16 protein-coding genes are annotated in these 20,742 nt (G+C 67.4%); 7 read left to right on the top strand and 9 right to left on the bottom strand.

Going from position 1 to position 20,742, the window contains the following annotated elements:
* Positions 1-5: 5 nt before the first annotated feature.
* The 5 genes from hslO (at position 6) to ACFQZQ_RS08405 (ending at position 9,224) form a co-directional block, all read left to right on the top strand.
* Positions 6-941, top strand: a complete 936-nt coding sequence (hslO, locus tag ACFQZQ_RS08425) for an Hsp33 family molecular chaperone HslO (protein ID WP_386812304.1) — start codon at positions 6-8, stop codon at positions 939-941.
* Positions 942-1,070: 129 nt separating this feature from the next.
* A complete protein-coding gene (locus ACFQZQ_RS08420) occupies positions 1,071-1,928 on the top strand; it encodes an XOO1806 family protein (RefSeq protein WP_386812303.1) in 858 nt (285 codons plus the stop codon).
* Positions 1,929-2,171: 243 nt separating this feature from the next.
* The gene (locus tag ACFQZQ_RS08415; RefSeq protein ID WP_386812302.1) at positions 2,172-5,198 is read left to right on the top strand and encodes a TonB-dependent receptor domain-containing protein; all 3,027 of its coding nucleotides are present in this window, start codon (positions 2,172-2,174) and stop codon (positions 5,196-5,198) included.
* A gap of 252 nt (positions 5,199-5,450) precedes the next feature.
* Positions 5,451-8,447: a TonB-dependent receptor plug domain-containing protein gene (locus ACFQZQ_RS08410; RefSeq protein WP_386812301.1), complete on the top strand. Its 2,997-nt coding sequence runs from the start codon at positions 5,451-5,453 to the stop codon at positions 8,445-8,447.
* Between the two features lie 117 nt (positions 8,448-8,564).
* The gene (locus ACFQZQ_RS08405; RefSeq protein WP_386812300.1) at positions 8,565-9,224 is read left to right on the top strand and encodes a putative 2OG-Fe(II) oxygenase; all 660 of its coding nucleotides are present in this window, start codon (positions 8,565-8,567) and stop codon (positions 9,222-9,224) included.
* Between the two features lie 175 nt (positions 9,225-9,399).
* Here the strand turns inward: ACFQZQ_RS08405 and ACFQZQ_RS08400 are convergent, their stop codons facing one another.
* The 7 genes from ACFQZQ_RS08400 to ACFQZQ_RS08370 form a co-directional block, all read right to left on the bottom strand.
* Complete coding sequence (locus ACFQZQ_RS08400; RefSeq protein WP_386812299.1) at positions 9,400-10,335, bottom strand: DUF4097 family beta strand repeat-containing protein; 936 nt, start codon at positions 10,333-10,335, stop codon at positions 9,400-9,402.
* Positions 10,336-10,423: 88 nt separating this feature from the next.
* Complete coding sequence (locus ACFQZQ_RS08395) at positions 10,424-10,906, bottom strand: hypothetical protein (protein ID WP_386812298.1); 483 nt, start codon at positions 10,904-10,906, stop codon at positions 10,424-10,426.
* A gap of 20 nt (positions 10,907-10,926) precedes the next feature.
* Positions 10,927-11,514, bottom strand: a complete 588-nt coding sequence (locus tag ACFQZQ_RS08390; RefSeq protein WP_386812297.1) for an RNA polymerase sigma factor — start codon at positions 11,512-11,514, stop codon at positions 10,927-10,929.
* Between the two features lie 150 nt (positions 11,515-11,664).
* A complete protein-coding gene (locus ACFQZQ_RS08385) occupies positions 11,665-13,242 on the bottom strand; it encodes a tetratricopeptide repeat-containing sulfotransferase family protein (RefSeq protein WP_386812296.1) in 1,578 nt (525 codons plus the stop codon).
* A gap of 10 nt (positions 13,243-13,252) precedes the next feature.
* A complete protein-coding gene (locus tag ACFQZQ_RS08380) occupies positions 13,253-13,843 on the bottom strand; it encodes a 2OG-Fe(II) oxygenase (protein ID WP_386812295.1) in 591 nt (196 codons plus the stop codon).
* Positions 13,844-13,936: 93 nt separating this feature from the next.
* Entirely contained in the window at positions 13,937-15,742 is a 1,806-nt protein-coding gene (locus tag ACFQZQ_RS08375; RefSeq protein WP_449284330.1) for a phosphoenolpyruvate carboxykinase (GTP), read from the bottom strand.
* A gap of 54 nt (positions 15,743-15,796) precedes the next feature.
* Positions 15,797-16,420, bottom strand: a complete 624-nt coding sequence (locus ACFQZQ_RS08370) for a TetR/AcrR family transcriptional regulator (RefSeq protein WP_386812294.1) — start codon at positions 16,418-16,420, stop codon at positions 15,797-15,799.
* A 200-nt stretch (positions 16,421-16,620) separates the two neighbouring features.
* On the opposite strand from ACFQZQ_RS08370, the gene ACFQZQ_RS08365 reads away from it, so the two are divergent.
* Positions 16,621-19,089, top strand: coding sequence for an acyl-CoA dehydrogenase (locus ACFQZQ_RS08365; RefSeq protein WP_386812293.1), 2,469 nt, complete (start codon positions 16,621-16,623; stop codon positions 19,087-19,089).
* Between the two features lie 65 nt (positions 19,090-19,154).
* The gene (locus tag ACFQZQ_RS08360; RefSeq protein WP_386812292.1) at positions 19,155-19,622 is read left to right on the top strand and encodes a hotdog fold domain-containing protein; all 468 of its coding nucleotides are present in this window, start codon (positions 19,155-19,157) and stop codon (positions 19,620-19,622) included.
* A 144-nt stretch (positions 19,623-19,766) separates the two neighbouring features.
* Here the strand turns inward: ACFQZQ_RS08360 and ACFQZQ_RS08355 are convergent, their stop codons facing one another.
* Positions 19,767-20,120, bottom strand: a complete 354-nt coding sequence (locus ACFQZQ_RS08355) for a DUF1304 domain-containing protein (RefSeq protein ID WP_386812291.1) — start codon at positions 20,118-20,120, stop codon at positions 19,767-19,769.
* Between the two features lie 88 nt (positions 20,121-20,208).
* Positions 20,209-20,676 carry a DUF922 domain-containing protein gene (locus ACFQZQ_RS08350; RefSeq protein WP_386812290.1) on the bottom strand — a complete coding sequence of 156 codons (468 nt, stop codon included), beginning with the start codon at positions 20,674-20,676 and terminating at the stop codon, positions 20,209-20,211.
* Positions 20,677-20,742 lie beyond the last annotated feature (66 nt).

The following is a 20,742-nucleotide window of genomic DNA, read 5'->3' as shown; positions in this document are numbered from 1 at the left end:
CCGACATGACCGATGCCTCCCCGTCCCCTGCTGCGCACCACGACCGCGACCAGCTGACCCGCTTCCTCATCGATGGCGCGGGGGTGCGTGGCGTGCGCGTGCACCTGGACGACACCTGGCGCCAGATCCGCGAGCGCGCAGCGGGCTTCGCCCATGAAAACGCCTCGGCCGCGGCGCTGGAGTTGCTCGGCGAGGCAGCAGCCGCGGCGGCACTGTTCACCGGCCACGCCAAGGTCGAGGGCCGCCTGTCGGTGCAATTGCACAGCCAGGGCGCGTTGCGGACGCTGTTCACCGAGTGCACCGCCGCCGGCACCCTGCGCGGCATCGCGCAGCTGGCCGACCACGGCGACGTCTCGCGCGACCTGCGCGAACTCGGCGAAGGCGCGGTGCTGGCGATCACGATCGAGAACCCGCCGATCGACGGCCGCGAGCCGGTGCGCTACCAGGGGCTGGTGTCGCTGCAATCGGACTCGCTGGCGGGCGCGTTCGAAGACTACTTCCGCCAGTCGGAGCAATTGCCGACCCGCTTGCTGCTGGCGGTCGACGGGCAACGCGCCGCCGGCCTGATGCTGCAGAAGCTGCCCGGCGACCAGGGCGACGACGATGGCTGGTCGCGCGCCGGGGCGCTGTTCGACACCCTGAAACCGCAGGAACTGCTGGAGTGGCCGGGCGAGACCCTGCTCGGCCGCCTGTTCCACGAGGACGGGGTGCAGTTGCTGGGTTCCAGACCGTTGCGCTTCGCCTGTTCGTGTTCGCGCGAGCGGGTGGAATCGATGCTGGTGTCGCTCGGCGAGGCCGAGGCCCTGGCCGCGGTGGCCGACGGCGAGGCCAAGGTGCGTTGCGAGTTCTGTGGGCAGACGTATTGCTTTGGGGCCGACGAGATCGTCGGGCTGCTCGCCTCGGCCTCCGCCGAGCTTTCCGCACCAGATCGCCTGCAGTAGCGCCTGTCCCCAGCGCGCCGGGCGACCTTCACCTTTCGTTGACAGATTGTTAAAGAAACATAAACGCCCTATAGTCGTCGTCGTTGGATTCGGGGAACTCTGCCGGCACCGTCCGGTCGTAACCACACCATGCACGCACGCCTGCTCCGATTGCCGTTGGCCCTGCTCCTCGCCCTAGGCGTGGCCGCCGGCGCGCACGCGCAGTCCACCGCCAAGGCGCGCAACGATTCCACCGTGCTGCCGGTCTGGAACCAAGCCAGTGGCAAGCTCGAAGCCTATCTGTTGCTCGAGCCGACCAGCACCCCGGTCGCGGGCGCCCGTTGGCGGGTGGGCAACACCTCGCTGGATGCCGCTTTCGGCCTCGAGGCCGGCGACACGCTGGGCCTGGTCTGCGATCGCAAGACCGGCCTGGCCGGGGCGATCGGCAACCTTGCCAACCATTGCATGTTGGCTGCCCTGGACCAGGACGACGGCGCCAGCCGCCAGACATCGGCCGGCGCCAGCCTGAGCCGCCCCGGCGGCAAGCTGGGCTTGAACATCGGCAGCGGCCGCGACTTCCTGCCCGCCTGGCTCAGCCCCAACAGCAAGGCGAGCAAGGTCGACCAGAACACCCTGACCGTCTACGGCCAGAAGAACATCGGCCGCGAAGCCACCGTGTCGATCGGCGGCACCTGGGCGCGCGCGCGCCTGATCCCGGCCGGCGACGTGCCGGCGCTTGCCGACCGCTGGAGCACCAAGAGCCTCGCCGTCGGCGCGGGCGTGGGCAATTTCGGCGCCAACATCGTCGGCCGCGTGGTCGACACCCCGAACCAGCCCGGTCGTTGGGAAGGCCTGGATGTCGGCCTGACCTGGCGCACGCCCTGGAGCGGCCAGCTCAGCGTGGGGGCGGAGAACGTCGTCACCCGTGGCAAGAACCCGTTCTCGCCGGATAACGCCGACAAGGACGAGGGCACCGTTCCTTACGTCCGGTACGAGCAGGACCTGTAAGGCCGCCTCAGCTTGCCTTGGCTGGCCGCCGCCGCGGTCAAATCGAAGCCCCCATCCGCTCGCGTACGTTCGTAGCTGAACGCGCGCGGCACTGCCGTGCGTGAAAAGCGGACAATTAACGGCACTTTTACTTTTTCCGAACACACGGTTAGGATCCGCCAACCTTGCTCAATCTGTCGTCTTCTTAGACGCAATCAGCCGGGTTCCATGGGGCGACACCAATTTTTTCGGAGAGAGAGAAAAATGACCTTCAAGACCACCCAGCTCCGGGACGCGATTTCGTTCGCGCTCGCCGTTGGCACCACTGCCCTTGTGGGCACTGGCGTTGCATTCGCACAGGACACAACCGCGGCACAGGAAGAAGCCAAGACCCTCGATCGCATCGAGGTCACCGGCTCGCGCATTCGCCAGGTCGATCTCGAGACCGCGCAGCCGGTGCTCACGATCAGCCGCCAGGACATCGAGAAGCAGGGCTTCCAGTCGGTCGCCGACATCCTGCAGAACATCAGTGCCACGGGCACCCCGCCGATCAGCCGCGCAGCGCCGTTGACTGCCGGTGAAAACGCCGGCGGCACCTTCATCAGCCTGCGCAACCTCGGCGCGGCTCGCACCTTGGTTCTGCTCAATGGCAAGCGCCTGGGCATCTCGACCAGCGGCCTGTCGGACGTGTCGACGATCCCCGCCGCGGCCGTGGAGCGCATCGAAGTGCTGAAGGACGGCGCCTCGTCGATCTACGGTTCCGACGCGATCGCAGGCGTGATCAACGTCATCACCCGCTCGAACTACGAGGGTGCCGCAGCCAGCGCCTATTACGGCCAGTACAGCGAAGGTGACGGCGGCATCACCAAGGCCGACTTCGTCATGGGTTTCAATGGTGAGCGCGGTTCGCTGACCGCTGCCGCGGAGTGGGCCAAGGAAGACGTGGTCAAGGCCAGCGATCGCGAATATGGCGCCTTCCCGCGCTCGCACCTGCACCCGACCGACAACTGGACCCCGGTAGGTCAGTTCGGTGGCTTCCAGACCACGGCGACCACGATGGTCCCGGGAGTGCCTGTGGGGACGCGCGTCGTCCTGCGCGAAGGTGGGGATCCGCGCAATCGTGCCGATTACATCCGCCAGAACATCAACGCCGGCACCTGCGTTGGCGCGACCGCAGCCACCGGCTGCACGCCCGGCTCGACGCTGCACAAGAGCAACACCAACCAGCAGACCGACATCCACACCCCGCTGGAGCGCAAGTCGCTGTATGTCGATGGGATCTTCGACATCTCCGACGACATCCGCTTCCGCACCAACCTGCTGTACAGCAACCGTTCGAGCGATCGCACGGTCGCCGGCTATCCGATGCAGGCCGCGTCTTTCAACACGCCAATGTCGGCGCAGAGCTACTTCAACCCGACGGGCGCGACGATCTCCAACTGGTGGCGCCGTACGTGGGAGCAGCCGCGCCTGTCCAACAGCGATCTGACCACCTACCGCTTCTCCGGGGCCTTCGAAGGCAGCTTCGAGTTCGCCGATCGCTTCTTCGATTGGGACGTGTCCTACCTCAACAACACCAACAAGCTGGTGCAGTCCTCGTTCGGCAACCTCAATCTGCCGAACACCCGGCTGGCCGTTGGCCCTTCGTTCCTCAATCCCGCCACGGGGCAGGTGGTCTGCGGCACGCCCGACAACCCCGCCACGCCGGCCAACGACCCGACGATCGTCGCCGGCTGCGTGCCGTTCAACCCGTTCCTGCCGTTCGGCCGCGTGGGCCAGGGCGGCCTGACCAACAACCAGGCGCTGAGCAACTACCTGTTCCAGGAAGAGCATTCGACCGGCGAAACCGAAACCACGGTGCTGTCGGCCAACCTGGCCGGTGCGATCCTCACCCTGCCCGCCGGTGATCTCGGCTTCGCGGTCGGCGTCGAGAACCGCAAGGAAGAAGGCAAGTTCGTACCCGACGCGCTGGCCGTGACCGGTGCCTCGACCAACCTGTCGGCCGGCCCGACCGGTGGCGACTACACCGTCGACGAGGTCTATGCGGAGCTGCAGATTCCGATCTTGGCCGACCTGCCGTTCGCGCGCGAGTTGAGCCTCAACATCGCCAGCCGCTACTCGGATTACGACACCTTCGGCGAGACCACCAACAACAAGTTCGGCCTGAAGTGGAAGCCGGTCGACTCGCTGTTGCTGCGCGCAACCGCGTCCGACGGTTTCCGTGCGCCGACCATCGCCGACTTGTTCGGCGGCGGCTCGCAGACGTTCAGCAACTACACCGATCCGTGCGACACGGTGTTCGGCCAGTCCACCCCGGGTTCGACCGTTCGCGCGAACTGTGCACGCGACCTCGGCGCGCTCGCGGCCACTTACCGCCAGCTCGGCCAGGGTTTCAATCCGGCCGGCGCTCCGAACACCCAGACGCCGGTGGCCTTCACCTCGGGCTCCAACCCGACCCTGACGCCGGAACTGTCGAAGTCGCAGACGATCGGCGCCGTGTGGAGCCCGTCGTTTGTCGAGGGCCTGAACATTGCCCTGGACTGGTGGAAGATTCGCATCGCCGACACCATCGTCGCCGACAGCCCGAACAACATCCTCAACGACTGCTATGTCCAGGGCATCACCAGCCGCTGCTCGCCGGCGCTGTTCACGCGTGATCCGGCGCTCGGCATCCCGACGGTAACGTTCGGTGGCCAGAACGCAGGCTTCCGCAAGGTCGAGGGTTTCGACTTCGATGTCAGCTACCGTTTCCAGACCGAGAGCATGGGTAACTTCACCGTTGCCTCCAACAGCACGTACACGGCGAAGGACTACTTCGTCAGCACCAACTCGCCGACGTACGCCACGTCGAACGTCGGCTTCGCCAACGCCAGCACCGCGTTCCGCGTGCGTTCCAACTTGAACGTCGGCTGGACCATGGGCGCGTTCGGCGTCAGCTGGATGGCGCGTTACTACTCGTCGATGAAGGAAGGCTGCACCTACTTCGTCCCGGGTTCGACCACGCCGAACCTGGAGTGCAACGAGATCGTGTTCGCTCCCAACGGTGCGCTCACCGCCTCGGGTGATCCGGTCAGCGCAATCTCGCGTCGCCGCCGTGTTGGCTCGACCACGTTCAATGACGTGCAGTTCCGTTGGGAAGCGCCGTGGAACGCCACGGTGGCGTTGGGTGCCAACAATGTGTTCGAAAAGGTTGGCCCGGTGATGTACACCCAGCCACAAGCCAACGTGTCTTACTACGGTGGATTCGATATCGGCCGGTTCCTGTACATGAAGTACACCCAGCGCTTCTGATCTGTATCGCTGATGCAACAACGACTACGGCCCCACAAGGGGCCGTAGTTTTTTGTGAGCGATGATCCTCCCCATTCAGTTTTATCCGCGTTGGCCATGCCTGTGCACTCGTTTCTTCCCAATTGTTAACAACACTTTAATTACTGGCCAAACGTGGCTACTATCGGGCCGGCCTTGCCGATTTGGGCGTTTCACTTTGCGCCGCCCGGTGGGGTTCCCATGGGAAACACCAAGACTGACTTGGAGAGAGAGATGACCTTGAAGACCACCCAGCTCCGCGACGCGATCACCTTCGCGCTCGCCGTTGGCACCACCGCCCTCGTCGGCACGGGCGTTGCACTTGCCCAGGACACGCCCGCCGAGCAGGAAGCCACCACCCTCGACCGCATCGAAGTCACCGGTTCGCGCATCAAGCGTGCCGACATCGAGACCTCGCAGCCGATCTTCTCGCTCAGCCGCGACGACATCACCGCGCAAGGCCTGACCTCGGTCGGCGACGTGATCCAGAACATCACCGCGAACGGCTCGACCCTCAACAGCACCTTCAACAACGGTGGCAACGGCGAGACCCGCGTCAGCCTGCGCAACCTCGGCTCCAACCGCACCCTGGTGCTGGTCAATGGTCGCCGCTGGGTCGGTGGTACCGGCCTGGGCGGCGCGGTCGACCTCAACACCATTCCGACCGCCGCGGTCGAGCGCATCGAAGTGCTGAAGGACGGCGCCTCGACGATCTACGGTTCCGATGCGATCGCCGGCGTGGTCAACGTGATCCTGCGCCAGAACTTCGAAGGCGCCGAAGCCAATGCCTATGTCGGCGTGTTCGACAAGGGCGACGGCTTCCGTCAGTCCTACGACTTCCTGATCGGCACCGCCTCGGACCGCTTCTCCGCGATGCTCGGCTTCGGCTACGTCAAGGAAGAGCCGGTCAACGCTGGTGACCGCGAGATCTCCAAGGAGCCGATCGTCGGCACCGGTAATGTCTTCGGTAGCGGTACCAGTCCAAACGGCCGTTTCGCGCTGTGCCCGGGTGGCTTCAACCCGAGCACCCGCGCCTGCACCGGCGCCCAGACCAACTTCAACGGCGGCGCGGGCACCTTCACGTTCGACGGTCAGGGCACCGCCCCGCGTCCGTATGTGCCGGGTGCTGACGCGTACAACTTCGCGCCTGACAACTACCTGCTGACCCCGCAGGAGCGCCGTTCGGTGTTTGCCGCCGGTTCGCTGGACCTCACCGACGACGTCCGCTTCAAGACCACTGTCACCTACAACGAGCGCGTCTCCGAGCAGCTGCTGGCTGCCATGCCGGTCACCTTGGGCACCGCGCCGGGCACCGGTCCGTTGGGCCAGGCTGTGTTCATCAGCCGCAACAGCGTATTCAACCCGTTCGGCCAGGACGTCTCGCGCATCAACCGCCGTGTCGTAGAGACCGGTGGTCGCTCTTTCAACCAGGAAGTGAGCACGTTCGCGATGAACGCGGGCCTGGAAGGCACGCTGACCTTCGGCGAGAAGTACTACGACTGGGAAGCCGGTTACTTCCGCGGCGACAACCAGGCGAACAACACGACAACCGGCCTGTTCAGCATCCCGGCCCTGAGCCAGGCGCTGGGCCCGTCGTTCCGAGACGCGCAAGGCGTGGCCCGCTGCGGCACCGTGGCCGCCCCGATTGCCGGTTGCGTTCCGCTGAACCTGCTCGGCGGTGCCGGCAGCATCACCCCGGAAATGCTCAACTTCGTCACCTTCGTGGCGCATGACGAGTACAGCTACACCCAGACGAGCTACTACGCCAACATCGGCGGCGACCTGTTCAATCTGCCGGGCGGCCCGCTGGGCTTCTCGTTCGGGCTTGAGCACCGCGAAGAAGAAGGCTACGACTCGCCGGATGCGCTGATCAACCAGGGCAACACCACCGGCAACGCGCGTACCGCGACTGCCGGTTCGTACACCGTCGACGAGGCCTACCTCGAACTCGCCATCCCGGTGCTGGCCGACGTGCCGTTCGCCAAGCTGCTCGACTTCTCGGTGGCAACCCGCTACTCCGAGTACAGCAACTTCGGCGACACGCTCAACAGCAAGTTCGGTTTCCGCTGGAAGCCGATCGACGACCTGATGCTGCGTGGCAACTGGTCGGAAGGCTTCCGCGCCCCGTCGATCAGCGAGCTGTTCGCCGGTCAGGCCGACTCGTTCCCGACCCTGCTTGATCCGTGCAACAACGCCAACTTCGGCAACCAGATTCCGGCAGCTCAGGCCCGCTGTATTGCCGAAGGCGTGCCGGCCGGTGGCTACCAGCAGGACAACCAGCAGATCCGCATCACCGTTGGCGGCAACCCCAACTTGCAGCCGGAGACTGCCGAGTCCACCACGCTGGGCCTGGTCTACAGCCCGAGCTACGTCGAGGGCTTGGACATCGCCCTGGACTGGTGGAACATCAAGATCGAGGACGCGATCACCACGATCGGCGGCGCCAACATCATCCAGCAGTGTCTGGATTCCGGCGGCACTGGCCCGACGTGCGCCCTGTATACCCGTCGTGCGGATGGCAACATCCAGACCCTGCTCAACACCACCACGAACATCGGCGGTACGGAAGTTGAAGGTTACGACTTGACCATCGGCTATCGCCTGCCGGAGAACGCGTGGGGCAAGTTCAGCTTCACGTGGGATACCACCTACCTGGCGAGCCAGAAGGACGATATCGACGGTGACGGCACGTTCGGCGAAGACGAGATGACTGTGCCGGTGATTGGCCAGCCGCTGTTCTTCAATGAAGGTGGCAACCAGGTCGGCGAGTACGACGGCCCGAACCAGAGCAACGCTTGGCGCATCCGTTCCAACCTCGCAACCCGCTGGGAGAAGGGCGACATCGGCGCGACCTGGAACATGCGTTACTTCTCGTCCCAGACCGAAAACTGCCAGACCCTCGAGGATTACGGCTACGGCTTCCTCTGCACCGATACCGACCGCATCATCGCAATCCCGACCGATGCCAACGGCAATGGCGTGTGGGATGGCGAGGCAGGCGGCGACGCGTTCGACCAGCGCAATGCGGCCGAGCGCCACATCGGCGCCACCACGTACCACGACGCAAGCGTGTACTGGAACGCGCCGTGGAACGCGAAGATCACTGTCGGCGTGAACAACATCTTCGACAAGGATCCGCCGGTGTCGGTGACCACGTTCGCCAACTCGTTCGACCCGCAGTTCGAAGTCCCGGGCCGCTTCATGTACTTCCGCTACTCGCAGAAGTTCTGATCGACTCGTAAACGCACCACGCAACACCCGCTACGGCCCCGCAAGGGGCCGTAGTTTTTTGTGCCACGGTACACTTCGCTTGCGGCGAATCCGCGCCGCTACTGGTGGAAGATCCGCATGGCTTACGAGCTGTCCCCGATGTTCGCGGTGCCGTTCGCGCAGGATGTCCTGCCCGATGCCGTGGCGATCAACGCGCAACTCAAGGCATTGCTGCTCGCGCGCGAGTCCGAAGGCGCACGCTACGCCAACCCGAACCCGTCGCTGAAGCAGCAAGCCGGCGTGTTCGAGAGCGACTTCAACCTGTTCTCTTGGCCCGAGGCCTGCGTGCAGCAGTTGCGGCAGTTCGCGTGGGCCACGCTGGGCCGCACCATCCAGGACGTCAACGAATACAGCGCCGAGGAAATGCAGCGGCTGCAGATCTTCTCGCACACCTGGTTCCACGTGACCCGCCACGGCGGCTTCACGATCCTGCACACGCACCCGATGGCATCGTGGTCAGGCGTGTATTGCGTGGCTGCGGGCGAGACCCCGGAGGATCGCCCCGAGTCGGGCGTGCTGCGTTTCCACAACCCGCACCACTACAGCAACCTGTTCCTCGACGCCGGCAACCAGCGGCTGCGCGCGCCCTACCACCACGGCACCTGGAACATCCGCTTCCAGCCCGGGCAGCTGGTGCTGTTCCCGTCGTGGCTGCAGCACGAGGTGATGCCGTTCTACGGCAGCGACGAACGCATCACGGTGGCGTTCAATTGCTGGTTCGGGATGAAGGACGCGTAGCGCGCCTAGTCGCGCGACCTTTCCTCTCAGTTGGCGGCTACCGATCGTCCCGGTGCCTCCGGAAAGCCCAGGGTCTCCATTTCCGCATCCGAGACTCCGGGCAACTTGAGAGCGAAGGCAAAGGCTTCCCGCTTTCGCGGGAATGACCGGCGATGGCCCGGCCCTCTCGGTTTCCTCAGTTATCGAGCCGCAGGCGTGCGTTGCCCGAGAAGGTCTCGATCGAGATATCGCCGCTGCCGTTGCCGTAGCGGTGTTCGAAGCTCGTACCCGGGCCATGCTTGGGACGGATGATGTTGGCACCAGGCGCGCTGAGATCGCCGCTGAAGCTGTCCGCGCGCACGTTGGCCGACAGCGCGCGCGGCAGTTCGAGCAACACGTCGCCGCTGACCGATTCCAGGTTCACCTGGCCGCTGGTCGCCAGCGCGGTGCCGATGTGCATGTCGCCCGAGACGGTGGCGCCGGAAAGCTTGCGCACCGCGGTCTCGAGCACCGAGACATCGATGTCCCCCGACACCGTTTCGATGCCGACCTCCTCGCCCAGGCGGCCGCGCAGCACGATGTCGCCGCTGACGCTGTCGACGCTGACGTTGGCACGGTTGAGGGTCAGGTGGAGGTCGCCGCTGACGCTGTCGATGCTGGCTTCGCGCGGTGCACCGGCCACGGTGACGTCGCCACTGACGCTGTCGATCGACAGTTCGCCCGAGGCGATGCCGCTGACGTCGACGTCGGCCGAGACCGCGTCGATCTCGAGGTCGGCCTGCAGCGGCACCATCAAGCGCAGCAGCGTCGGTTCGCTCTTGTCGCCGCCGGTGAGGAAGCCCAGCCCGCCGCCGCGATTCGGGTACTTCACCTTTACCACCAAGCGCTCGCGGTCGCCTTCGATCTCCAGCTTCTCGACACCGGCGCCGAGGCTGCCTTCGATCTTGACCTCCGGGCGGTCCCAGGCGCGCACGTCGATGCGGCCCTTGATGTTTTCGATCTCGACCCGTCCGCGCGGATCGAGCGGCCGGCTCTGGTTGATCGGGGTGGCCGCGAACAGGGGCGCGCTGGCGAGGATGGCAACACTCAGCAAGGCAATGCCGGGGATGCGGCGGGCGGCAGGGTGGCTCATGGTCGTTCTCCGGAGTTCGGTGGTGCTGGTCAGGCGAAATGGTTCGAGCTACTGCGTTGAGTGAGGGCCTCGTCGCTGTGGAGCGGTATCAGGCGATTCCCTGGGTAAAGCGCTGGGCGAGCGCGAGGCGGTGCGCGTAGGTGCGGCGCAGGCGCTCGAGCAGCAGGCGCGAATCGGGGTCGCGGGTCAGCGCGTCGTGGATCAGCGCCACCTCGCGATCGAGCTCGTCCAAGGTCGGCTGCAGCAGTGCTGGCGCCGGCGCCGGCGCCAGCTCCCGCAGCGCGGCCTGGTACTGCCGGGTCATGCCGTCGGCCTCGCGCTGCACCAGGGTGTCGACTGCGCCCGGCGCAGGCACGCCGGCGCCTTGCCAGACGCCCACCACCCCGATCGCGAGCACGATGCCGGCGGCCGCCGCGACCGGCGCCAGCCAGCTACGGCGGGCCCGTGCGGGTTGCCGCGCGGGCAGGCGTTCGGCGATCCCCGTCCACAGGTCGCGTGGCGGCGGCTCGTCGCGGCGCAGCGCGCGCAGCTGCCAGCGCAGCGCAGCGCTGAGTTCTTCTTCGGTGTCCATCGGGGGCCTCACTCGCGGGTTCATGCCTGTGCTCCCAGCCGCGCGCGCAGCAGCCCGCGCGCGCGATGCAATTGGGCCTTGGAACTGCCGACCGCCATGCCCAACTCGGCGGCGATCTCCTCGTGCTTCCAGCCTTCCACGTCGTACAGCACCAGCACCGCACGGGCGCGCGGCGGCAGGCTGGCGACGGCGCGCTCCAGGTCCATCGACAGCGCGGTCACGTGCCCGGCCGAATCGGCGCTGCCGACCAGCTCCACCGCGTCGTCGTCGCCCTCGTCCTGCGGCCGGCTGCGGCGGCTGCGCAGCTCCATCAGCGCGGTGTTGACACCGAGCCGGTGCAGCCAGGTCGAGAACGCCGACTCGAAGCGGAATGCCGGCAAGGCCTGCCACGCCCGCACGAATGCCTCCTGGGTCAGGTCCTCGGCGCGGGCGCCGTGGGCGCCGACCAGCCGCACGATCACGCCGTGCACGCGACCGGCGTGGCGGCGGTACAGCACCTCGAACGCACGCGCGTCGCCGCGTGCCGCGCAGCCAACCAGCGCGCGCTCGTCGTCCACCTCCGGCAGGGCCGGCGCTTCGGGCAGGGTGTCGATCACGGCGGTCAGCATAGTGATTCTGATGCGCCGGAGCCGCAGCGGGTTTAAGCCGGGCGGCGACCGGCCGAAACGGCAAAGCCGTCGGCAAATCCCCGGCTTCGCCGAGGAGGGAACGTCCGCGGCGTCGTTCGGGACGACGGTTTGGGCGAACGGCCGGGCGGATCAGCCCGCGGGCTGGCGGAACGGCGCGAGGCCTTCGATCAGCGGTTGCAGTTGCGCCTCGTACGGCGCCCACGCCGCGCTGCGGCCCTTGATGATGCCGCCGCGCATCTGCGGGCTGCTGGCGGTGGCGACCGCGTTGCTGCGGTCGTCCAGATGGCTGGCCGCGGCGTCCCAAGGCAGGCCACAGAACTCCAGCACGCCGCGCATCACCGCTTCCGGGTCGGCGACCAGCGCGTCGTAGTGCACGTCCAGCACCCGCCCTGGCATCACCGAATGCCAGTGCGCCATCAGCTGGCGGTACTGGCCGAACCATTCGGCCAGCTCACCCTGGTCGTAGGAGAACGTGTTGACGTCCGAGAACATCGTGCGCAGGTTGGAGAAGCAGGTGTCGATCGGGTCGCGCACCATGTGCAGGATCCGCGCCTGCGGCAGGGCCTTGGCGATGAAGCCCAGGTTGAGGAAGTTCGAGGGCAGCTTCTCGGTCAGGTACGGCTGGCCCTTGGCGCGCCACGCGCTGGACTCGAGGAAACGGCGCCCGACCAGCGCGTAGTCAACGGCTTTCGCCCGCCGCACCAGCTCGGCATCGAGCACGCCCTTGTTGCGGTAGTCGGCGGCGTAACGCATTTGCGTGGTGAACGAATAGGTCTCGCCGCCGTCGGCGACCAGCCGGTGGCCGCCGAGCAGCTGCTCGAGCAGGGTGCTGCCGGAGCGGTGCATGCCGACGATGAACACCGGCACGAACGGCGCATCGGGCTGTTCGACCGGCTCGACGAAGCGCGCATCGCACAGCGCCGCCAGGCCGGCGTACATCCGCTGCGCGTCGCCGCGGTCGTGCGGCGTGAGCCGGCGCTTGACCCGGCAGCCGTGCTCAAGCGCCTGCCATGACTCCCCGTGCTCGCCCAGGTCATGCAGTTCGTTGTGCAGCGCGAACGCCATGTACACGTCGCTGTCGCTGCCCGGCGGCACGCGCGCCAGCTGCGCCTTCATGCGCGCGACGTGGTTGGCGTCGGCGCTCTGTTTGCGCAGGCGCGACAGCACCCAATGGGCCTGGGCGAAGGTCGGCGCGCGCGCGATGCAGCGCTCCAGTTCGCGCTCGGACGCGTCCATGTCGCCGAAGAACATCTGCACCACGCCGCGGTAGTAGCGGGTCGACGGATCGTTGGGGTCGCGCGCCACGGCCACGTCGAGCATCTGCATCGCCAACGCGTTGTCGCCGATGGTGCTGACCAGCATCGCCAGCTCGGTCAGCCATGCCGCCGATCGGCGCTCGCGCCAACGCGAATGCTCGACGCATTCAAGCAGCGCGCGTGGCTCGTTGAACATGCGCAACGCGCGCGCCAGTGTCATCACCGCCTCTTCGCTGCCGGGACGGCGCGCCAGCGCGCGCATCGCGTACTCGCGGCCGTCGCGGTAGCGGCCCAGCGACAGCGCCATGCGCGACGCGCGCAGCATCGCCATGGCGTGGGTCGGGTCTTGCTCGAGCAGTCCATCGTAGGCCTTGAGCGCCGCGCCCCACTGCGCCTGCCGCGCGTACTCTTCGCCCTGGCGCCAGAGCTGCTGCACGTTGGCTTCGCTCATGCCCGCGGACTCACTGGCCGCCACCGACCGGCACGCGCTCGAACTTTATCGCGAAGGTGTAGCGCGGCATGTAGCAGATCCGGTTCGGCGGGCGGCCGACGTGCTTGATCGCGCCGTCGAAGATCACCAGCCGGCCCGGCTTCGGCGCGATCGCGCAGGCGACCTCGTCCTGGGCGTCGAAGAACAGCGTCTCGCCGCCCCACTCCAGGTCCCACTCCTCGCACAGGTACCACAGCGCGGTCAGGTCGTGCTGCTCGGGCAGGCAGTCGGTGTGGGTGAACAGCATGTCGCCGAAGCTGGCGACATTGGTGTACGCGCGGTACGGCTTGTAGCCGAACGCCGGCGTGGTGAAGCCCAGCACTGCGCGCCGGGTCTGCTCGAAGATCGGCTGCTGCAGCAACGCGTCGAGCTTGATCTCGGTCGCCCAGTGCTTGTAGCCGGCCGTTTCCGGGCGCGCGATCTCGGTGCGGGTGAAGGCCGCGCGCGCGAGGCCCTGCACGTAGTCACCGACGTTGGCCAGGTGCCCGTCGAACACCCGCAACGGGCGGCCGTCGATCTGCATTTCACGGCTGGCCGCGAGCGCGGCGGGGTTCGATGTCATGGATCGTGCTCTGGTAGTGCCGAGCCTGGCTCGGCACGCGGTTGCTCGGAGAAGCGTGCCGAGCAAGGCTCGGCACTACACAAAGAGCTGCGCTCAGCCGGCAAGCATTTGCGCGATGCGCTGCTGCTCGTCCTTGAGCGCCTGCGGCATGCGCGGGCCGTACTCGTCGAGGTACTCGCCGATGCTGGCCAGCTCGGCCTGCCAGCCGGCGTGGTCGAAGCCGAACAGCTTGGCCTGCGCCTCTTCCGACAGGGCGATGCCGTCCAGGTTGAGGTCGGCCGTGGTCGGCAGCGAACCGATCGGGGTCTCGACCGCATGGGCCTCGCCCTTGACGCGGCCGATCATCCACTCGAGCACGCGCAGGTTGTCGCCGAAGCCCGGCCAAAGGAACTTGCCGTCGTCGCCCTTGCGGAACCAGTTGACGTGGAAGATCTTCGGCAGCTTGGCGCCGTCGCCATCGAACGACAGCCAGTGGCTGAAGTAGTCGGCGAAGTTGTAGCCGCAGAACGGCTTCATCGCCATCGGGTCGCGGCGCATCACGCCGACCGCGCCGGTGGCGGCGGCGGTGGTTTCCGAGCCCATAGCGGCGCCGACCAGCACGCCGTGGGTCCAGTCGCGCGCCTCGAACACCAGCGGCACCAGCGACGCGCGCCGGCCGCCGAAGACGATCGCGGAGATCGGCACGCCGGCGGGATTCTCGGCCTGCTCGGTGTAGCTCGGGCACTGCTTGGCCGACACGGTGAAGCGCGAATTCGGGTGCGCGGCCGGACGCTTGGCGGCATCGAACGCCTCGCCGCGCCAGTCGGTCGTCGGCGTCAGTCCGTTGTCGATGCCTTCCCACCACGGCTGGTTGTCGGCGGTGACGCCGACATTGGTGAAGATGGTGTTGCGCTGGACCGACGTGAGCGCGTTCGGGTTCGACTTGGCCGAGGTGCCCGGGGCGACGCCGAAGAAGCCGGCCTCCGGGTTGATCGCGTACAGGCGGCCGTCGGCGCCCGGGCGCATCCAGCAGATGTCGTCGCCGACCGTCCACACCTTCCAGCCCGCGTTGCGGTAGCCCTCCGGCGGGATCAGCATCGCCAGGTTGGTCTTGCCGCAGGCCGACGGGAACGCCGCGGCGACGTAGTGGGTCTCGCCCTGCGGGTTTTCCAGGCCGAGGATCAGCATGTGCTCGGCCAGCCAGCCTTCGCTCTTGGCCTGGTGGCTGGCGATGCGCAGCGCGTGGCATTTCTTGCCGAGCAGCGCGTTGCCGCCGTAGCCGGAGCCGAACGACTTGATCGTCAGTTCTTCCGGGAAATGCATGATGAAGCGGCGCTCCGGGTCGAGCTCGCCGATCGAATGCAGGCCCTTGACGAACGAGCCCTCGCGCTCGATCCGCGCCAAGGCCGGCGCGCCCATGCGGGTCATGATCCGCATGTTGGCGACCACGTACGGGGAGTCGGTGATCTCCACGCCGCAACGCGACAGCGGCGAGTCGATCGGGCCCATGCAGTACGGCACCACGTACAGGGTGCGGCCCTTCATGCAGCCGTCGAACAGCGCGTCCATGTGCGCGTGGCCGTCGGCCGGCGCCATCCAGTGGTTGTTGGGGCCGGCATCGTCGCGCTCGCTGGTGCACACGAAGGTCAGGTGCTCGACGCGGGCGACGTCGTCCGGGTGCGAGCGGTGCAGCCAGCTGTCCGGGTGGGTGTCGGCGTTGAGCGGCAGCAAGGTGCCGTCAGCCTGCATCTTGGCGATCAGCGCGGCGTTCTCGGCATCGCTGCCATCGCACCAGTGGATCGCATCGGGCTGGGTCAGCGCGGCGACCTGCGCCACCCAGGCATTGAGCGCGGCCAGTTGGCTGCCTTCGCTTTGATTGCCCTCGCTTCCGGTGGCGACGGCGGGTGTCGATGCATCCAAGGGAATAGCGTTCACAACAACTCCTCCAGCCCGGGCTGGGTCAAAAAGAAAACGTCAGTCGGCCGACTTCTGCGATTCGGACGGGATCAGCGTGGCCATCATGTGCTCGACATAGGCCTCGAATTCGTCGTGCTGCATGCGCGTCTGGTGCAGCTGCAGGTTGAGCTGCAGGAAGCCGACATAGGCGGCGTACAGCAGGCGCGCGCGGTGCTGGGCATCGGTGCGGCTGAGCCCGGCCTGGCGGAACGACGCGGTCAGGTAGTCGAGGCGGCGCTCGGAGATGCGGCCGATCACCGGCTGCACCGCCGGGTGATCCAGCGCCTTGAGCAGCTCGGAATAGATGACGTGCGACTTGTACTCGTGCGCGACCAGGCTGAACAAGGCGCGCAGGCGCTCGCGCGGATCGGGGATCGGTTCGAGCTGGCCGAACAGGATCTCCTGCTCGACCTTCTCCCAGCGCTCCAGCGCGGCCACCAGCAACGCGTCGCGCGAGGGGAAATGCCAGTAGAAGCTGCCCTTGGTGACGCCCAGCCGGCGCGCCAGCGGCTCGACCGCGACCGCGGCGACGCCCTGCTCGGCGATCAGGTCCAGCGCGGCCTGCGCCCAGTCATCGGCGCTGAGGCGGCCGTTGCGTTCCTGCTTGCTTGGAGCGGGCTTGGTCGTGGCGGAAGGGTTCATGGTGACAATTCTAACCATACGGCACCGACGGGAACAGTATGCAAGCTGGTCGAGCGCCGTTGACAACGGCTGGGCAACCTTACCATACTCGTGCGTATGTTGACGGGCCCGCCGCCATTACCCCGGGCGGCGGCGTTCCCGGCAACCAAGTGTTTCGTCCATTCTGCAGACGCGGGCCACCATGCCCGCTGGAGCGCACCATGAGCATCGCGGCCCCGTTTCTCGCCTTCCTGTTGATCGGCGCCATCGCCGCCTACCACCGCTTGCGCTTGCCGGTGTGGGCCGCGCTGACGGTGACCGCGTTGCTCGCGTGCTGGCTGCTCGGCGCCAACGCCACCGCGACCATCGTCGCCACCGCGATCGTGGCGGTGATCGCGGTGCCGCTGCTGCTGCCGCAGATCCGCCTGCCCTACATCACCGCGCCGCTGCTGAAGTTCTATACCAAGATCCTGCCGCCGCTGTCGGAAACCGAGCGCGTCGCGCTGGAAGCCGGCACCGTCGGCTTCGAGGGCGAACTGTTCTCCGGCAAGCCCGACTGGAACGTGCTGCTGAGCCAGCCCAAGCCGACCTTGACCGCCGAGGAGCAGGCCTTTGTCGACGGCCCGACCGAAGCGCTGTGCCGGATGATCGACGACTGGGAGATCAACCACGTCCACGCCGACCTGCAACCGGAGCTGTGGGACTTCATCAAGAAGAACCGCTTCTTCGGCATGATCGTGCCGAAGGAATACGGCGGCCTGGGTTTCAGCGCGCTGGCCAACCACAAGGTCATCCAGAAGTTGGCGTCGATCTCCTCGGTGGTCAGCTCCACCGTGGGCGTGCCCAACTCCCTCGGCCCGGCCGAGCTGCTGATGCACTACGGCACCCAGGAGCAGAAGGACCACTACCTGCCACGCCTGGCCGACGGCCGCGAAGTGCCGTGCTTCGGCCTGACCGGGCCGTGGGCCGGCTCGGATGCGACCTCGATCCCGGACTTCGGCATCGTCGCCATGGGCGACTGGAACGGCGCGCGCGTGGTCGGGGTCAAACTCACGTTCGACAAGCGCTACATCACCCTGGCCCCGGTCGCGACCCTGATCGGCCTGGCGTTCCGCATGTACGACCCGGACGGCCTGATCGGCGACAAGCGCGACATCGGCATCACCCTGGCGTTGCTGCCGGCCGACACCGCCGGCGTCGAGATCGGCCGCCGCCACTTCCCGCTCAACAGCACGTTCCAGAACGGCCCGATCCGCGGCCACGAGGTATTCATCCCGCTGAGCCAGCTGATCGGCGGCGAAGCGTTCGCCGGCAAGGGCTGGCAGATGCTGGTCGAGTGCCTGTCGATCGGCCGCTCGATCACCCTGCCCTCCACCGCCAGCGGCGGCGCCAAGATGGCGGCGATCGTGACCGGCGCCTACGCGCGCATCCGCAAGCAGTTCGGCCTGTCGATCGGCCGGTTCGAGGGCGTCGAGGAAGCGCTCGCGCGCATCGGCGGCAACGCCTACACCATCAGCGCGCTGGCCGAGGCCTCGGCCGCGGCGGTGGCGCGTGGCGAACTGCCGGCGGTGCCGTCGACCATTTCCAAGTACCACTGCACCGAGCTGGGCCGCCAGGTCTGCCAGGACGCGATGGACATCCACGGCGGCAAGGGCATCATCCTGGGGCCGAAAAACTACCTCGGCCGCGCATGGCAGGCCTCGCCGATCGCGATCACGGTCGAGGGCGCCAACATCATGACCCGCTCCCTGATGATCTTCGGCCAGGGCGCGATCCTGTGCCATCCGTGGGTGCTCAAGGAGATGAAGGCCGCGACCCTGGCCGACGAAGGCGAGCGCCTGCGCGAGTTCGACAAGAACCTGTTCGGCCACATCGGCTTCGCGATCTCCAATGCCGTGCGCAGCTGGTGGTTCGGCCTCAGCAACGCCCGCTTTGGCGCCGCCCCGGGCGATGCCTACACGCGCCGCTTCTATCGCAAGCTCAACCGCTACTCGGCGGTGCTCGCATTGATGGCCGACACTTCGATGCTGCTGCTCGGCGGCAAGCTCAAGTTCAAGGAGTCGCTGTCCGGGCGCCTCGGCGACGTGCTCAGCAACCTCTACATCGCCAGCGCGGTGCTCAAGCGCTACGAGGACGAAGGCCGCCCGGTGTCCGACCAGCCGCTGCTGGCGTGGTCGTTCCACGACGCGATCAACAAGACCGAGACCGCGCTGTCGACCGCGCTGCGCAACTTCCCGATCCGCCCGGTCGGCTGGCTGCTGTGGGCGCTGGTGTTCCCGCTCGGCCGCCGCGCGCAGGCGCCCAGCGACCGCCTCGGCCACAAGGTCGCCAGCTTGTTGATGTCGCCCAACGAGGCGCGCGACCGGCTCGCGTTCGGCGTGTTCACCACCCCGTGCGCCAACAACCCGGCCGGGCGCATCAACAGCTACCTGCAGAAGGTGATCCTGGCCGAGCCGGTCGAGCGCAAGTTCCTTAAGGCGATGAAGAGCAAGGACATCGAGGCGTTGAGCTTCCCGGCGCAACTGGACGAAGGCGTGCGCGAAGGCTGGATCAGCGCCGACGAACGCCAGCAGCTGCAGGAACTGCGCGAGATGACGATCGATGCGATCAGCGTCGACGATTTCGACCCCGAGGAACTGCGCTCGGCCGGGTACCGCCGCGAGCAGTACGAAGATCGCGCCGCGGCCTGACCGCGCGCCCTGGACACACGCACACGACGGCGGGCCTCGACCCGCCGTCTTCTTTGGAGCCGCCGATGAGTTCGCAAGTGCTGTCGCTGTACCGCCGCCTGTCGCGCTGGCCCGCGGGCCAGTGGCTGTTCGCGCGCGCGGTGTGCTGGAAGGCGCCCTACTTCGCCAGCATCGCACCGCGGTTCGTGGCGCTGGAGCCCGGCCGCTGCGAGGTGCGCCTGCGCGACCGCCGTCGCGTCCACAACCATATCGGCACCGTGCACGCGATCGCGCTGTGCAACTTGGCCGAACTCGCCGCCGGGGTGATGACCGACGCGAGCATCCCCGCATCGATGCGCTGGATCCCCAAGGGCATGACGGTCGAGTACCTGAAGAAAGCCGCCGGCACGATGCACGCGGTCGCGACCCCGGAGATCCCGCTGGTCGAAGCGGCGGCGGGCTACGACCTGCCGGTGATCGTCGTGGTCACCGACCCGGCCGGCGACACCGTGTTCCGCGCGCGCATCGCGATGTGGGTGTCGCCGCGCAGGTGACTGGCAGCACCGCGGCGTCCCCCAAGAGGACTTGCTCCGCGGCGTAGGAGCGGCTTTAGCCGCGAGCGGTTTCCCGCCGATGCCGGCATGCGCGAGAAGCTCGCGGCTGAAGCCGCTCCTGCGACAAGCCTGTTTGACCGCGGCTCAGTAGCCGAAGCAGACCGCCGCGATCGCCACCAGCGCCGGCAGCGCCTGCACGAAGAAGATCCGCCGGTTGACGGTCGCCGCGCCGTAGACGCCGGCGACCAGCACGCAGCCCAGGAAGAACAGCGCCACGTCGCGCTGCATCGTCAGCACCGACCACACCAGGCCGGCGGCGAGGAAGCCGTTGTAGAGCCCCTGGTTGGCCGCCAGCACCTTCGACTGCTGCGCCTGCTCGAGCGACTGCCGGAACACCTTGCGCCCGTAGGGCCTGGTCCACAGGAACATCTCCAGCACCAGGAAGAACGCGTGCAGCAACGCGACCAGCAGCACCAGCACGACGGCGATATGCGACATGACCTGCTCCAGGGGACCGACGACGCAGCTTACGGCTGCCGCGACGCGATGCGCCCGTCAGCGCGTCGGCTGGGGCGAGGCGGTGCTGTCAGCGGGTCGTCTGCGCCGGACCGCGGACCTCGAGGCGCACGCCTTCCTTCGCGCCGAAATCGGTGAGCGCGTCGTAGCGACGGCTGAGCGCCGCGTGGCGGCGGATCTCGCGCCGCGCCGCGCGGTCGATGGTCTGCGCCAAGCGCCGGCAATCGGACTGCGGCGGCAGCGCCAGGATCGCTTCGCGCACCGCGGCCGCCGACTGCAGGCCGTGCTGGCGATGGGTCGCCTCGTGCGCGCGCAGCTTGGCCATGAAGCTTTTCCACTGCACCGCGAGTCCCGACCGACCATTGCGCGGTCGTACCCACTCCGGCAGCGTGGTCACGATCGCCACGTCGACCTCCAATTCCCGCAAGCGGCACGCGCCATCGTCCATCTCGCGCGCATGCCGCCAGCTCACCTGCGCGTCGGTGTAGCCGGCCGCGCGCTGGCCGGTCGCCGAGCCCACCGGCCCCAACGCCTGCATCTGCGCGCAGCACGGCAGTCACCAACGACGGCATCAACATGGGCAACGCTGCTCCGGGCATGGGCG

This window comes from Lysobacter koreensis (genome assembly GCF_042677045.1).
In the GTDB taxonomy this organism is placed as follows: Bacteria; Pseudomonadota; Gammaproteobacteria; order Xanthomonadales; family Xanthomonadaceae; genus Lysobacter_K; species Lysobacter_K koreensis.
Note: the sequence above shows the minus strand (reverse complement) of the source record. Positions and strands in the feature narration are given on the sequence as shown.

Excerpts from the sequence above, each read along its gene's own strand:
- ACFQZQ_RS08370 (WP_386812294.1), bottom strand. The coding sequence starts at position 16,420 with ATGAACCCTTCCGCCACGACCAAGCCCGCTCCAAGCAAGCAGGAACGC.
- ACFQZQ_RS08415 (WP_386812302.1), top strand. The coding sequence starts at position 2,172 with ATGACCTTCAAGACCACCCAGCTCCGGGACGCGATTTCGTTCGCGCTC.
- ACFQZQ_RS08420 (WP_386812303.1), top strand. The coding sequence starts at position 1,071 with ATGCACGCACGCCTGCTCCGATTGCCGTTGGCCCTGCTCCTCGCCCTA.
- hslO (WP_386812304.1), top strand. The coding sequence starts at position 6 with ATGACCGATGCCTCCCCGTCCCCTGCTGCGCACCACGACCGCGACCAG.
- ACFQZQ_RS08360 (WP_386812292.1), top strand. The coding sequence starts at position 19,155 with ATGAGTTCGCAAGTGCTGTCGCTGTACCGCCGCCTGTCGCGCTGGCCC.
- ACFQZQ_RS08355 (WP_386812291.1), bottom strand. The coding sequence starts at position 20,120 with ATGTCGCATATCGCCGTCGTGCTGGTGCTGCTGGTCGCGTTGCTGCAC.
- ACFQZQ_RS08405 (WP_386812300.1), top strand. The coding sequence starts at position 8,565 with ATGGCTTACGAGCTGTCCCCGATGTTCGCGGTGCCGTTCGCGCAGGAT.
- ACFQZQ_RS08380 (WP_386812295.1), bottom strand. The coding sequence starts at position 13,843 with ATGACATCGAACCCCGCCGCGCTCGCGGCCAGCCGTGAAATGCAGATC.
- ACFQZQ_RS08390 (WP_386812297.1), bottom strand. The coding sequence starts at position 11,514 with ATGCTGACCGCCGTGATCGACACCCTGCCCGAAGCGCCGGCCCTGCCG.
- ACFQZQ_RS08350 (WP_386812290.1), bottom strand. The coding sequence starts at position 20,676 with ATGCAGGCGTTGGGGCCGGTGGGCTCGGCGACCGGCCAGCGCGCGGCC.
- ACFQZQ_RS08400 (WP_386812299.1), bottom strand. The coding sequence starts at position 10,335 with ATGAGCCACCCTGCCGCCCGCCGCATCCCCGGCATTGCCTTGCTGAGT.
- ACFQZQ_RS08365 (WP_386812293.1), top strand. The coding sequence starts at position 16,621 with ATGAGCATCGCGGCCCCGTTTCTCGCCTTCCTGTTGATCGGCGCCATC.
- ACFQZQ_RS08385 (WP_386812296.1), bottom strand. The coding sequence starts at position 13,242 with ATGAGCGAAGCCAACGTGCAGCAGCTCTGGCGCCAGGGCGAAGAGTAC.
- ACFQZQ_RS08410 (WP_386812301.1), top strand. The coding sequence starts at position 5,451 with ATGACCTTGAAGACCACCCAGCTCCGCGACGCGATCACCTTCGCGCTC.
- ACFQZQ_RS08395 (WP_386812298.1), bottom strand. The coding sequence starts at position 10,906 with ATGGACACCGAAGAAGAACTCAGCGCTGCGCTGCGCTGGCAGCTGCGC.